Below are 14,847 nucleotides of genomic sequence, written 5' to 3'. Positions count from 1 at the left end.
ACACCGTGTTTAACATATTTACTCAACTCAAAGACATTCTTTTAATTGCGTCTTTACTTCATCCAATGAAACACGGGTTGAGGGGCTTTTAAATTCTGAATGCAGGTAATTTAGAATATTGGTGATGTCTGCCTCTGTTAAGCCTTTGTTAGCAGGCATGGCTTGGTTGTACATTCTACCGTTTACCTCAATGGGACCACTGATACCGTTCCTGATGAGACAAGCCAGTTCATCACGGTGCTTGTCCAGGTAATCTGAACCTGCCAACGGCGGAATCACGCCGCGTAGTCCCTCCCCATTATCCAGGTGGCAATTAGCGCAATGCCGGCCATACAGGAGTTTGCCTTCCTTGCCCCGTTCTGTGAAACAGCCCGCCAGCACAATGCCAAAGCCCAAGACACCCAACACCAGTAAGATTCTATTCAGGGCCATGGCCTATTTCTTTTTCTCTTGCAAAAGCAAATCTATGTCTTGCATGAGCCGATCCACGTCTGGCGCCATGGTGCCGTCATAATGCCCTCTGACATGGCGCTTTTCATCTACCAGCAAAAAGGCCCCGCTGTGCGCAAAACCACCCGGCGCCTCTTTGTCTTCTAAGGCACTGGTCATGTAATGGTTCTGAGCCATGCCCAAGATCGTGTCTTTATCTCCGGTCAAGAAGTGCCATTTCTTACTGTCCACGCCTAGACGTTCTGCATATTCTTTCAAAACAGCCACCGTGTCATGCGTGGGATCAATGGAATGCGAAAGCAAGATCACCTTTGGGTTGTCTTTGTATTTCTCGTACACGCGCAACATCTGGCTCTTCATCTTCGGGCAAATGGAGGGGCAACTGGTGAAGAAAAAGTCGGCTACGTAGATTTTGCCGGCCACTGTTTCTTGCGTCACCTGTTGGCTGTCCTGGTCTATGAACTTGAAGTCAGGGATGGAATGGTAGATGGTGTCTACCTGGGGCTTTCCGTCCACCATGGTGACCTTGGGCTCGCGCGGACCTAGGATGGGTAGTTGCTTTTCTTCTCCCACCTTGGATTGACAACTGGCCAGCGCCAAGGTGAATAGGCCGGCATATAAAAGAGATTTGGTCATGATTTATTTTTTGGGAAGATTCAAAGCTTTGGCTTTGGCCAGGCTTGTCTTAATTTGCTGCTGGATTACCTCTATCTCTTGTTTCTCTTTTTGCAGGTATTGGAGGGCTGCGTCTTCAGAAAGCGAGTCCGGAGCTTGATAAGAACGCATCCATTGCATCATGGCGTCATCTGCTTTGATTAAAGCCAAAATACTCTCACCATACTTTTCTTTTAGGGCGGCGTTGCTCTCAGGAACAGAGTCTGCCTGCTGTGAAAGGCGTTTTCGCTCTATATACAGCTCCCCATATTTGGCCATAGCCGAGTCATGTTTTGCCATCACTTCGTCTTTAAGTAGGTCTATTCGGGTCTTCTCAGGGGCCTTTTCAACTTTCACGGTGTTTCCGCGGTCGCAGCCCAAACAGGCGCACAGGCCAACCACTATAAGCCATTGATTCCTTTTCATCCTTTAATGCATCAAAAGGTGTAACATGGGGCAAAGGTAGAACCTACATTTCTAGAACGCACAGGAATCCATGAGATTATCTGAGCGCTGCCACGCTTCCACTCGTTTTTGCCCTGATTCTGGGAAAAGAGGCCAAAAACGGCCAAAACCATAAGGATAACTTACCACCAGTTTAACAAAAAAAAAAGCTGCCCTTTTGGAGCAGCCTTCTTTCCTAATTAAATCATTACCAATTAAAATCTTCCCTGGAAGGCGGTTGCGCACCTTGCCCGCGGATGTGCCCGCTCATGGGGTCATAGCGCCGGTCCCGGCCCTCCTGGCTTCGGTAGTCTTCTGCGTTCCCATAGCTGAGCGACCCGGCCATGTTGCCGTAATTTTCACTTCTGGCGCCTTCGCCTTCTTGGTTAAAGTGGTGGCGTCTTGGGGCGTTGTACCCCATCATGGCGCTGTTCTCCCTGACTGCCCTACGGTCAAAGCCACTCTCTAGGTAAGAGCCGCCGCCAATCATGTTCCCGTATTCGCCTCTGTTGTAATGAGACTGGGCGTCATCATAGATCTCATAAGAACTGTCATCTTCTCTACCGCGGGAAGGGTCATTGTCTTGCATGTTTCTAGAGTAATGGCTAGTGCCTACGTGTTCTGAGGGCTGCCAACCTTTGGTGGCATCTGCGCCTTGGGAACCATAGCGGCTAGTGCCGTCATACTGTTCCCGCTCACCGGGAGCAAAGCTGTTGTGGTCGCGGTAGGCACCGTAGAACTGGCGTGGTTCTCTATGTCTATTGTCAGCACCACCGTGGCCGCTGGTAGAGTTGAAGCCTACCCTGGAATCCTGGTGGGCTCCGTTTCTGGAACTCCCCCAGCCCTGGGCTCCGCCGTAGCTGCCCATGCTGCCGTAGTTTCGGCTGGCGCCTTCCAGGCTGCTGTTGCTTTCACTGGACAAGACTCTTGGGTTGTCGAAACGTTCTCCCTGGCGGTGCGGGTCTCTGCCATAGTCATGGTGGCTGCCTTCCCACCGCATAGAAGAAGATTGTTCTCCGTGATGGGCCGGGTAGCCGTGACGTCCGGCGCCGCGGTCATCTTCTGACGGGTGCCTGCGGCTTTGGTCACGGTAGTTATTTTCTGCACCAAAGTGTTGGCCACCTTGGTGCTGGTCATTCTCTACGCGGCGCTGGTTTTCATGGCGCCCGTAATCCTCTCTCTGCTCATTTCTATTCATAACTCAAACAATTTAAGGTACATGAATAGTATAGCTTAACGAGGCCAAAGGACATCCGGTTTTTGGCTTATTTCCTGGAAAACAAACCAAAAACGGATTTCAAGAACAATGCCTTGCCTACAATTATTTGGTTCTTAGATTGTTAGCATTACTCCCGTCTAACTTTTGAGTATCTTCCTCATTGGTGGCGGCTACGTTACCTTCGGCCTGCTCTCCTTCTGGTTCTGTGTCCAGGTAATCTGTTTCTTTGGCTTGCAGCGGGTCACCACCAATGTCTGGCTTGGCTATGTTCTCAGCTTCTGAGTGGTTGCCCGTGGTTGGCGATGGGTTGCTGTCTGGCAGTTTTTTGCTCTCATCTGAGTTGGTGATGATGTCTTGGTCAATGGGCATGGCTTCTTGGTTTAATAAGTAAAATCACGTGTTTATACGGATGTCACCTTCTTTTGTGAGCAGCCTTCTAGAACCTTAATAATTTCTTGACCTGGGTGCCTAAAAGCAAAAGTCCCGTTTTTGGGCTGTTTTCCAGAAAACAGCCCAAAAACGGGACGCAATAAAAGCAGTTAGCAACTTTTAGTTGTCGCTGAAGGGCTCCATCTTGATTTTCTCAATCATGAGGTACTTTTTGAATTCGTGGAGCATCTTGTTCATCTCTACGTCTTGCTCCTCCATTCTCAGGCGCTCAGCGTCAGCAGAGGCAATGGCGGTGCGCAGCTGCTCCAGGCTCACGGCCATGTGGTCACGGGCGCCTTGGGCACGTTCCTTTAAGGCTGGATCCATCTCTGGGCCTTCCAGGTTCTTGTCCAGTTCATGCAGGCAAAGCTCCAGGAAGGGAATCATGTCCCAGGGGTTGTTGGGACGGTTCCAGGTGAATTCTATGTTGTCGCGGCGGCACTTGTAGCGGTTAGACTTCCAGCCCAGTTCATTGGTGGCCACGCTCACTTTCTTGAGCATGTCAGACTTTCCGCAGTTGGGGCACTGGGCCTGGTCTTCAATAATGCCGCGCAAGGTCTCGGTCTTTTCCTGCACTTGCTGCCTGAAATCTGCGTGCGCATATATTTTCTCTGTGAGGCGCTCACAGGCGGTGTTGAGGTCTTCATGTTCTTGCGTTAACGCTCCCTCCTGCGCCAGGCGCTCACCACGCTTCTTGAAAAAGGTGATCAGCTTTATTACTTCGCGTTCGGTCTCTGTCAGGTTCTGCTTCATTGGGGCGTTTGTTCTATTCTTGTCAAAGATACAAAAAAAGCAAGGAAAGATGGCTTGGGGAGGAGAGCTGCGGGAAAGGCATAAAAAAAGCCCTTCAGAGGTGTAGTCTGAAGGGCTGTGAAAACAGGAGCCAGCGGAACAAGTGTCATCAGTGTCTGTAGCATATCCCCCAATAAGCGCCAGAACCTTTGTCTCTCTTGCCGAGGCAAAAGTGCCCCGCTGCTCCTTTATATCATAACGTCAACTAGTGTATACGTTTTTGTTCGTTTAACTGTGTCAAAGGTAGATGGATAATTTGGCCCTGCCTTTAAAATTCGGTGAGCCGGTCTTCTTTCTAGCCGAAGCACTTCATTTTCCGGTTAAACCAATTTTACCGTCTCCTTCTTTCCCATCCTTTTTGAGAACTCTCTAAAGTTATTGGTTTCCTTCATATTCTGCAATAAAAACAAATATATTTTTTAAAATATTTAGTTGTTTTCACCCTCCCTACCTCAATAAAAATAATGCAATAAATTGAAAATTAAAAAAAGATAGAATTTTACGAATCCTCTGAACTTAAGTTTCAATTTTAAATGTTAACCCGTTCAAATGAACTAATTTAACATCACTATTCTAATTTAATCCGCTACCTCAGGCTTACCTCTGACTAGCACTTTAAAGAGAACAGTACAATTTAAGATTGCTATGAGAAATTCTTACTTGCCCGTTAGATTAAATTTCGCCTTCCACACTACTTCCTTATATCGGTTTTTCTTGTCTATGAGCAGGGGCTTCTCCTTGCCTAAGCCTTCCCTGCAACCCGTTTTCTTAGCGGCTTAGTCCCAGTTTCTTCCTCCCTGATGTAGTCTGGCGTGGGCATTTGCTTGCGCCTTCCCATATAAGATAGTTTTTCACCGTGAGCACTCTAACTGGCACCATGGCGTCTGTTCAAAAATATTTAAGCTTATTACCTTTCTTTTTCTTGTTGTCCTTTGCCTCTTTGGCGCAGACGTGCCCAGACAAGCCAGACGCGGCCCTGGAGGATGTCAACAAGGAGAATTTCATCAAATGTAGCCCCGTGATTGGGCCTTTTGAGTTCAACCTTTCCGTAAAGAATACCTCTACCACCAAAGCCACCAACCAATCTTATTTGATTGAATGGGGGGACGGTTCACAAAACACTTACACCTCATCCTTTTCTTCAGCTACGCACCAATACAAAACCAGAGGCAAGTTTGATTTGAAGGTGACGGTTACCAGCCAGAGCGGATGTACTTCTAGCAAGACGTACGCTGTATACAATGGCACCAACCCCGGCTTTGGTTTGCAGAACGTGGGGAATACTTCTTCTTGCGCCCCGGCCACCTATACCTTTAACATTACTGGCGTCAGCAACAACTCGCCAACCACCGCTTACAAGATCTGGTTTGACGACGGCAGTGATACCCTGTATTTCAACCAAAGCAACATCCCCTCCAGCATTGACCACGTTTTTGAACATTCTTCCTCTAAAAAAGAAAACGGCTTTACCATCTCTGGGGTAGCCATTGACTGTTATAACCGAAAGACTCCAGCCACCATTAGTGGTTTTGTGGTTTCTGGCAATCCTAAATCTGATTTTGAGTTCAAGTCACCTTCCCGTTGCGTGGAAAGCGTGATAAAATTAAAAGACACGTCTACTGGCGGTTTTAACCCATACAACCCCAACAACAGCGGTGGCTATAACCGCAAATGGAGTATTGAGCCTGCTACCGGTTGGAGCTTTGTCAATGACACAGATGAGTTCTCTGAAGAGCCAGAAGTTATATTCCATACCTCGGGTCAATACAACATTACCTTAACCATCACCCCGGTGGGGAACAGCGCCGTCTGTCCAGGAGACCAGCACAGTGAAACCATCACCATTGAAGACCCTACCAAAGCGGCTTTCACCTTACGGCCAGAGCAGTTAAACAGCTGCGCCCCTAACACCTTTGCTGCGCAAAACCTGAGCACCGGTACGAGCGCGGCATACAAATGGTCAGTGTCTCCGGCTACCGGCGTTACGTTTGCCCAAGGCGACTCTACGTCTACGCACCCTTCGTTTACCTTTCAAAACGCAGGCACCTACAGAATTACCCTGACGGCTAAAAACACATGCGGCACCACTTCCTATTTTGAAGATGTGACTGTTTTAGCAGCTCCTACCGTGACGTTGCCAGCCAATGCAAAGTATTGCGGACCGCAGACATTGGTGTTTGGACCTGCAAATGCCGCGCATACTCCACTTTACAAGGCGCAGGGAAGCAATATTACGCGGTACCAATGGAGCATGGACAGCAAAGACGGCGCCCAGTTCTTGGAGCCCTACATGGCCACCGAAGCCTATCCATCCATTGTATTTACCAAAGTGGGCACATACCAAGTAAAAGTGCAGACTTGGAATGAGTGTGGCGAATCTGTCACAGCTACCCAAACCGTCACAATCAATGCCCTGCCTGCTGCCCCAACGGTAGCCCCAGTGTTGGTATGCAAAGGAACTTCGGCTACATTAGAGGCTACGGGTGACGCGGCCACTTATAAATGGTATGCCTCGGCCACAGATACGACTCCTTTATTTACAGGCCAAAGTTTTACAACTCCTGTGCTGCCAACTTCTACTACTTATTATGTAGAGGCTTTGTCAGAAAATAATTGCGCTAGTTCTATCCGGACGCCAGTAGAGGTAACTGTACAAGAGCAACCAGTTGCGCCTGTCATTAGCAGCAACCCCGCCATTTGCGCCAACAGCAGAGCGGTTCTGGGAACTTCGGTACCCAACTCTAAGATTGAATGGTTCTCTGCTGCCAATAGTGATATTCCTTTCTATGTAGGCAATACATTAGACACGCTTTTAACAGCCACCACCACTTTCTATGCCGGGAGCATCACTGTAATTGGAGGCTGTAGATCAATAACCCGTTCCAAAGTGACGGTGACGGTTCACCCATCCATTACCAACAACACTATCACCACTTTGCCCAAAGGCATCTGCGAAGGCAGCGCCAGCGGTAATATTGCTGCCAGCGCGGCCAAAGGCGGATTCGGATCACCAGCCTACCAATGGCAGATGAGCACGGACGGTGAGAACTTTACAGACCTTCCTTCCTTTACCAGCCAGAATCTTCCTTCCAGAGTATTGACGGTTACAACCTGGTTTAGAAGGGTGGTAACCTTGGGCGCCTGTACAGAAAGCACGCCTGCCATTAAGATTACCGTAGTGCCTCCTATCACGCAAAATGTACTGGTTACTCCTTCAGACTTCATCTGTGCCGGTACTGTTCCTTCAGCCATTGTAGCCGAGCCCTTACTAGGTGGAGACGGTTCTGAGTCAACTTTTGTCTGGGAAAGCAGCCCTTCTAAAACAGGCACGTTCACGCTGGCCAAAGGAACCGGCACCTTAACTTCCTTCCAACCGGAAGCCCTGCCAAACAGCCGCTGGTTCCGTAGAAAGATTGTAATGAACGGGTGTGAGAGCATTTCTGAGGCCGTGGAGGTGCAAGTCAATCCATTGTCTTTACCGCCAACCGTGATCGCCACCCGCAGCACCATCTGTAGCGGTTCTAGCGCAGAGCTGAAAGCCACCGCGCCAAGCGGCCCTTACACTTGGTACGATGCAGCCACTGATGGAAACCTGCTATACACAGGCAACACCTTTGTGACGCCTGTCTTAACCAACACTACAGGCAGCGCCATTACAGTTACTTATTACGTACAGTCAGAAGCTACCGGTGGCTGTACTGTTAGCCGTACGGCCATTAAAATCACAGTAGAGCCAGAGATCACCAACAACACTATCCTGGACGTTACCCGCGTCTGCGCCGGCGAGTCTCCTGTCATCAAAGGTTTGGTGCCAACCGGCGGGTCTGGTTCTCCGGTGTACACCTGGCAATACAGCCTGGATGCTGGTGATGAGAAGGTATTCAAAGATGCTACCGGTTCTTCTAAAAATAGTCTTTCTTACACGGCTACAAACCTTGGACAGACCACCTGGTTTAGACGCAAAGTAAAATTGGGCGCGTGTGAGTCTTATTCTAACTCAATTGAAATAGTAGTAACCCCAGCGCTAGCCAACAATGTTTTACCTGGCACGCTTAAGTTCTGTGAAGGCCTTACGCCCCCTGTATTGCAGGAAGTGGCACCGGTGACGGGTGGTGATCCAGTAGAAGGCATTCAGTACCGTTGGGAGATGAAGACCTCTTTGGCAGACGCCTTTGAACCAGCCCCTGGTGCCAACACCAATGCTACCTACCAACCTATCAACATTACCCAGCCAAATACTTGGTTTAGAAGAGTGGCCATTTCAGGCAGCTGCCAATTAGAGAGTAATACCTTGGTCTTGCAGATGTCACCTAGACCAGCCTTACCGGTATTGGCCAAAACTAGCCTGGAGGTGTGCGTGGGCGGTGGTGCTACTTTAAATGCCATCCCGAAGGCAGGTGTTACCTTCCAATGGTTTGACCAAGCAGGTACCTTCATTAAAACCAGCAACAGCCTGACCATTTCTGCGGCCGATCTACCAGAAGCCAGACCATACTTATATTATGTAGAGAGCAAGACGGCAGACGGTTGCTTATCATCTGAGCGGGTGGCTGTAACAGTAAAGGTATTGCCTCTACTAAGTGAGTCCATTGCCAGCGGTGAACAGTCTGTATGTACAGGTTCTTCTCCTACCAAGCTGTTAGCGGCCACTGCCCCAACTGGCGGCAATGGTCAGTACCACTACCAATGGCAGTTCACTACAGATATAAGCAAGCCCTTCAAAAACACATCGTTTGAAGATACTTTGGCTACGTACCTGCCCGGCAATTTGTATACACACACCTGGTTTAGAAGAGTAGTGACCTCGGCTGACTGTGAAACGCATTCCAACGCTGTTAAAATCACCGTAGACGTACCAGTGTCTAACAACATCTCCATCACCCAAGGCTCTCCCGAGGTTTGCTATGGGGTAGCGCCTTCTATTACCTTAGGTGGGCCGGTTTCTGGCGGAGACGGTAAAATCTACTGCTACCAATGGCAGTCTAGAACTGACGCTTCACAGCCTTTTGTGAACACCTCTTCCAAAGACACGCTGTCTACGTTCAATCCGGGTGCTGCTTTGAGCAATACCCAATACAGAAGATTAGTGAGATCTGGGGCTTGTGAGGTTGCTGAATCCAACACCATTGAAGTATTTGTGAATCCAATACCGGCGGCCCCTGTTGCTGAGAATGCCACTATTTGTACTGGCACTAAAGCTAAACTTACCGCTACCGGCGAGGGCACCATCCAATGGCTGGACGCTACCACGGGTGCTATTCTCTTCACAACCAGATCTGGTGGCACCTTTGAAACCCCGGTGCTTACGGCTACCACCACCTACCATGTTCGTGTCATTTCTGCACCGGCATTGTGCGTGGGTCCTGCCACAACTGTAACCGTGAGAGTAGAGGAGAAAATCAGCCAGAATGCCATTCAGGGCGTAGCCGATGTATGTTATGCCACTATTCCTGAGAAACTAGTGGGGAGCACCCCAACCGGTGGTAATGGCCAGTATGAATACCAATGGTACATCAAAGCCAAAAACAAAACCACTTTCCAGGAAATACCGGGTGCCACAGACAAAGATTACCAGCATGCTCAGATGTTGCTGAGTGACACCAAGTTCAAGCGCAGCGTGAAAGCCGGCGAATGTGCCGAGGATTTCAGTCAGGAGATTGAGATTAAGGTAAACATGCCTTTAGCCGAGGGCGCCAACTACATCACCCCAATGAATCAGCTGAAAGCGGCTGGCACTACCCCTTCCCTATTGAGAGGGAGCGCCATCCCCGCTGACTACACCATTCAATGGTGGTACAAGACAGCTAGCATGGCAGATTTCGAACCGATTGCCGGAGCCACTTCCAAAGACTACCAGCCAGTTGCTTTGCAAGAAACTACTTTCTTCATGCGCCAGGCCAAGTCTAAGTATGTTGACTGTTCTAGCTTCTCAGATGCGGCAAGGGTAACCGTGTTCAAGGCGTTTACTGACAACACTATTGTTGGCGGCGGCCAAGTGTGCTACAAAGAGCCTTCCAACTTTGTCATCAAGGGTAATGAGCCAGACGGCAACTTGTCAGATGTCCAGTACTATTGGGAGAAGAAAACACAGAATACAGAGTATGTCTTGATTGGCAATCCTTCTCCGGCCACGGCCAAAGACTTTAATGTGCCCGTGCTGGAAGTAACCACTTGGTACCGCAGAAAAGTAGTGGTAAACGGAGTGGCCACGCTCTCTAATGAGATCAAAGTAGAAGTCTATAATAAGGTAGCCAACAATTCTATTTCTTCTACCCAGATTGTCTGCGCGGGCACTGCCCCAACCAAACTGATGGGTTCACTACCCACTGGCGGAAGCGGAAGCTACACTTACGTTTGGGAAAGCAGTACCACCAGCGCTACCTCAGGCTTTACCACAGCAGCTGGTGTGACTTCTGCTCAGCATTATGAGTCTGGTGCTTTGGTGAGAACAACTTGGTTTAGACGCATGGTTTTGTCAGGTAGCTGTACTAGTGAGGTAAGCAATGTTATCCAAGTAACAGTAACGCCTTTACCCAAAGCTCCGGTGGCCAAAGATGTCTTCTTGTGCGCCGGCAACACCGTTACGTTGACAGCCTCCTTGCAAACGCCAGCCACCGGCGTGGCATTGGAATGGTACACCCAAGCGCAAGGCGGCAAGTTGGTACAGGCCGGAAGCACCTTTACTACCCCTATTCTACAGAGCACCACTACTTATTATGTACAATCTGTTTCTCAGAGCTGTGCCAGTGAGCGCGTGCCGGTAACGGTGAACATTCCGGTACCAACGGCCAATGCCGGCCAGGACGTGACCATTGCCTTTGGCAGATTCGCGGAGTTGACGGCAACCGGCGGTGTAAGTTACCAATGGTCACCAAGCTTGGGCTTGAACAATGACAAAGTAGCCAACCCAGTAGCCAAACCTAAGGCCACCACTACCTATACGGTGACGGTGACCACGGCCGAAGGCTGTACTTCTACAGACCAAGTGACCATCACGGTATTGCCCGCAATAGAGATACCAAACGGCTTCACCCCTAACAATGACGGCATCAATGACAACTGGGACATTCCAACCTTGAAAGGCTACCCAGAGGCGCACATAGAAGTCTTTAACCGTTGGGGCAACAAGGTGTTTGAGTCTAAAAACTATCAGACGCCGTGGGATGGCACCATGAAAGGCCAACCCTTGCCAGCTGCCACTTATTATTACTTAATCCGCTTGGGCGGAAAAGAGGAACCATTGTCCGGAAACGTAACCATTATTAAGTAAGCCACATGAAAAAGCTTGCACACTTGTTCTTCTTTCTGTTTTTGGCAGCACCCGCCTTTGCCCAGCAGAAACCGCAGTACAGCCAGTACCTGTTCAATAACTATCTGCTCAATCCTGCCCTATCAGGGATTGAGAGTTACACAGACATAAGAATGGGGACGCGCCGTCAGTGGGTAGGCCTTGAGGGCGCACCGGTAACGTATTACATTAGTGGGCACACCTCCCTTGGAGCCAGCGACCGTAAATCTGCGGTTTCTGCGCCCAAAGGGTTTATTCCCAGAATGGCCGCTGCCAACAACCGCACCACCAAGTACCATAAATCCAGACCGCACCACGGGTTTGGCGCCTTGGCCCAGACGGATAAAACGGGCCCGTTGAACACCAGCAACCTCACGGGCACGTATGCCTACCACCATCCCCTGACCAGGAGGGTGAACATGTCGGTGGGCATTGCGGGCGGGGTACAACAGACCAGACTAGACGGAAACGCCCTCAGGTTAAACCACAGCAATGACCCTACCATCCAGCCTGGCCAAATGGCCAGAACCAAATTTGACCTGGGTTTAGGCACCTGGATCTATTCAGATTTCTTTTATGTGGGAGCGTCAGCGGCCCAGCTGGTATCTAAGAGCACCGCCAACGCAGAAGGCATGTACGTTGCCCAACAAGATTTACAACCGCACTTCTTCCTGACTGGCGGCTATCGGTTAAAGATACGATATGACCTGTCCTTGGAGCCATCCATCATGGTGAAGATGGCCCAGCCCAGCCCCATTGCGGTAGATGTTAATTTTAAGACAACCTACATGAACCGAGTTTGGGCCGGAGTGTCTTACAGGCACAATGATGCGGTGGCTGCCATGGCCGGCATGAACATCAATTACCTGATGGACATTGGCTACTCCTATGACCTCACCACCTCAGAATTGAGTAAGGCCACAGCCGGAAGCCACGAATTGATCGTCGGAATTAAGCTTCAGAATAAGAGCCGGTTAATTTGTCCCCAATGGCTATGGTAAAATAACTACACTTCAATCATTATTGTACGAGGCCCCGGTTTTGGTCTGTTTTCTAGAAAACAGACCAAAACCGGGGCCTCATTGCGTTGCTGCATGTCTCTAAAGCCGTCCTTTTCCTTTCTTTTTTAGTGAACAAACAATTCTCAGCCAAACCAGCCGAATCTATCTTAACCAAATATTACCCTTTCATTATATAATGAGATTCATATACCAGATAATATAAATATTTAGAAATATCTATAGAACTCAAAATTGAACAAATCAAATAAGGTGATTAGAAAAAATCTATAAACCCCAGATTTCAGCACATTTAGCAAAACCCTAATTATAACAAACCGTTAAAGAGCATATATCTGAAATGATAGATTTTCAAGCCAATCCAAGACCAATCCAGCCATTAAAGCATACTAATTGTTTAACAAAACCAGTACCATTATGAAAAATTTTACTCTTACTGTATTCTTCTTTTTGTCTTTTGTTTTCTCTGCTGCTGCCCAGCAAACGCCTTCTACTCCGGCATTGGACCAGGCATCTAGCAACCTCACCAGAGTCATGATGCAAAACATGGGCTTGAACGAGGATGAGTACATCAAACTGAAGGCCTTGAATCAGGAACGTTTGTCTAAAGCCACTGAGGCCGATAAACTGTACGCCGATGACCAAGAGCAACGTGATGTGCGCCTTCGGGAGATTGAGGATGAATTTGAAGTAAAATTATTTAACATGCTCAATACCCGTCAAGTGACTGCTTACGCTGAATTCAAACAGAAACCAGAAGCAAACTACTTGGCTATTGTACAGCAGTTGAAGGCCTCCCCCAAAAAATAAGCACCAGTAACTTTATTTTTAAGCCCCGCCCAAAAAGCGGGGCTTTTTTTGTGCCTTATAACACCTATCTAACCTCACATCTTACTATAATTCAATTAGTTGCTTAGAAACATGTAAAAACCAGAATATACGTGCCAGCGTATATTCACCTGACATGCCCAACCAGGCAAAACAACTACAGCAACAGACAAATCCTTTCCTATGCACAGAGTTACTCTTTATATGCTACTGCTTTCTTTGTTCTTGGTAAGCAACCTCTCCCAGGCCCAAACGCCCATCACCCAAGTACACAAAGCCGCCGATAAACTGACCAGAGAAATGGTCTCAGTCTTACAACTCAATGAAGCAGACGCGGTGCAACTCTACAAATACAACCGCGAACGGTTTACCAAGCTGGCCACGTTGCAGCAGCAGGCCGCCCAGCTTACCCAACGCCAAGAAGATTTAAAGCGAAGCCAACTGGAACAGGAATACCATGAACGCATCTTTAGGATTTTGAACGCGCAGCAGTATGTGCAATACAAGCGCTTTAAAGAATCTAGAAGAGAATTCACGCAGCCTACCCAAGTAATGGCCTCGTTAGGCAGATAAACTCAAACAGTCGGCGTCCCCTCGTTTTTGGCTTGTTTTCTGGAAAACAGGCCAAAAACGAGGGGACGCTTCTTTTACTTATATTGTCGGCTCTAGATTTTCTGATAACCGGCAGTTCTTCGTATTTGCCTACCTTTGCAGGGAAACTACGCTGGCATCTCTGCTATCAGGAATTCCCGTATACTCAATTTGGCAGCGCCAGCCTCTACCACCTTTTGAAGACACCTTATGGAATGGTCTAAAGTATTCAATCCTAAAGCTATGAACTCGTTCCAGTTCATAGCGCTCACCGGGATTATCATGTCTCTGCTGGCCCACGTGCTGCTACATTTCCTGGGCAAAGACATTGAGTCGTTCAATTACCTCTACCTCTGCTGGGCCGTACTGTTTGTGTTTGGCACCATCCAAAACCTGCGCCATAATCCTGAGGACGATGACCATCACCATCATCATTAATGAATATTGAGCAGTGAATAATGATTAATAGAAAATGAACAATGATTAACTTTTAATTTTTAACTTCTGTCCAATCATTTTTATTCATTCATCAATCGCCACTACTTAGTATTTATTGGTCACTACAATTATGTTAAGAGAAGAAGCCCTCCAGATATTACAGGAATACACCAAAGGCGAAAGCCTGTTGCGCCATGCCCGCACCGTGGAACTGGTCATGCGCGCCTATGCCCAGAAATTAAATCAGGACGAAGAGCGATGGGGCAATACTGGCCTCTTGCATGACGCGGATTATGAAGCTTTCCCAGACCGTCACCCCCACGTGATTGTGGAGCTGCTCAGAGAAAAGGGCGAAGAAGAGATGGCCCATGCCATCTCGGCGCACTACAGCCATTGGGGCATTAGCTATGATACCCTTCTGGACAAAGCGCTTTTAGCTTGTGACGAGGTAACCGGCTTTGTGGTGGCCTGTGCGCAGGTAAGACCCCAGCGGCTGGACGGCTTGGAAGCCAAATCTGTTCTTAAAAAATTGAAGCAAGCCAGCTTTGCGGCCTCCGTAGACCGCGGCGAAGTACGTTTGGGTGCTGAGATGCTGGGCGTTGATTTAACCGAGCATATCACCTTCATCATTGGCACCTTGCAGGCTCACGCCGAGGAACTTCAACTCACGCCCTTGCCCCAAAGCGCCTCTTAAT

12 protein-coding genes are annotated in these 14,847 nt (G+C 48.6%); 6 read left to right on the top strand and 6 right to left on the bottom strand.

Annotated elements, in window-relative coordinates; translation table 11 throughout:
- Positions 1 to 27: 27 nt before the first annotated feature.
- From TH61_RS12140 to TH61_RS12115, 6 genes are all read right to left on the bottom strand, one after another.
- Positions 28 to 432: a cytochrome c gene (locus TH61_RS12140; protein WP_066509638.1), complete on the bottom strand. Its 405-nt coding sequence runs from the start codon at positions 430 to 432 to the stop codon at positions 28 to 30.
- Positions 433 to 435: 3 nt separating this feature from the next.
- Entirely contained in the window at positions 436 to 1,086 is a 651-nt protein-coding gene (locus TH61_RS12135; RefSeq protein WP_066509631.1) for an SCO family protein, read from the bottom strand.
- Positions 1,087 to 1,089: 3 nt separating this feature from the next.
- Entirely contained in the window at positions 1,090 to 1,461 is a 372-nt protein-coding gene (locus TH61_RS12130; protein WP_157600703.1) for a hypothetical protein, read from the bottom strand.
- Positions 1,462 to 1,756: 295 nt separating this feature from the next.
- Positions 1,757 to 2,746 (bottom strand): hypothetical protein, encoded by a 990-nt coding sequence (locus tag TH61_RS12125; RefSeq protein WP_066509628.1) that lies wholly within the window; start codon positions 2,744 to 2,746, stop codon positions 1,757 to 1,759.
- 123 nt (positions 2,747 to 2,869) lie between these two features.
- A complete protein-coding gene (locus TH61_RS12120) occupies positions 2,870 to 3,136 on the bottom strand; it encodes a hypothetical protein (protein WP_066509626.1) in 267 nt (88 codons plus the stop codon).
- Between the two features lie 180 nt (positions 3,137 to 3,316).
- Positions 3,317 to 3,949, bottom strand: a complete 633-nt coding sequence (locus tag TH61_RS12115; protein ID WP_066509624.1) for a hypothetical protein — start codon at positions 3,947 to 3,949, stop codon at positions 3,317 to 3,319.
- 895 nt (positions 3,950 to 4,844) lie between these two features.
- On the opposite strand from TH61_RS12115, the gene TH61_RS12110 reads away from it, so the two are divergent.
- The 6 genes from TH61_RS12110 (at position 4,845) to TH61_RS12085 (ending at position 14,846) form a co-directional block, all read left to right on the top strand.
- Positions 4,845 to 11,258, top strand: coding sequence for a gliding motility-associated C-terminal domain-containing protein (locus TH61_RS12110; protein WP_157600702.1), 6,414 nt, complete (start codon positions 4,845 to 4,847; stop codon positions 11,256 to 11,258).
- Between the two features lie 5 nt (positions 11,259 to 11,263).
- Entirely contained in the window at positions 11,264 to 12,277 is a 1,014-nt protein-coding gene (locus tag TH61_RS12105) for a type IX secretion system membrane protein PorP/SprF (RefSeq protein WP_066509620.1), read from the top strand.
- Positions 12,278 to 12,712: 435 nt separating this feature from the next.
- Positions 12,713 to 13,105 (top strand): hypothetical protein, encoded by a 393-nt coding sequence (locus TH61_RS12100; RefSeq protein ID WP_157600701.1) that lies wholly within the window; start codon positions 12,713 to 12,715, stop codon positions 13,103 to 13,105.
- Between the two features lie 222 nt (positions 13,106 to 13,327).
- Positions 13,328 to 13,696, top strand: coding sequence for a hypothetical protein (locus TH61_RS12095; RefSeq protein ID WP_066509613.1), 369 nt, complete (start codon positions 13,328 to 13,330; stop codon positions 13,694 to 13,696).
- Positions 13,697 to 13,957: 261 nt separating this feature from the next.
- A complete protein-coding gene (locus TH61_RS12090; RefSeq protein ID WP_231862213.1) occupies positions 13,958 to 14,152 on the top strand; it encodes a hypothetical protein in 195 nt (64 codons plus the stop codon).
- Between the two features lie 130 nt (positions 14,153 to 14,282).
- Complete coding sequence (locus TH61_RS12085; protein ID WP_066509606.1) at positions 14,283 to 14,846, top strand: HD domain-containing protein; 564 nt, start codon at positions 14,283 to 14,285, stop codon at positions 14,844 to 14,846.
- Position 14,847 lies beyond the last annotated feature (1 nt).

The organism is Rufibacter sp. DG15C (assembly GCF_001577755.1).
Classification (GTDB): Bacteria; Bacteroidota; Bacteroidia; order Cytophagales; family Hymenobacteraceae; genus Nibribacter.
The sequence above is the reverse complement of the archived record's forward strand: the minus strand, read 5'-3'. Positions and strand labels throughout refer to the sequence as shown.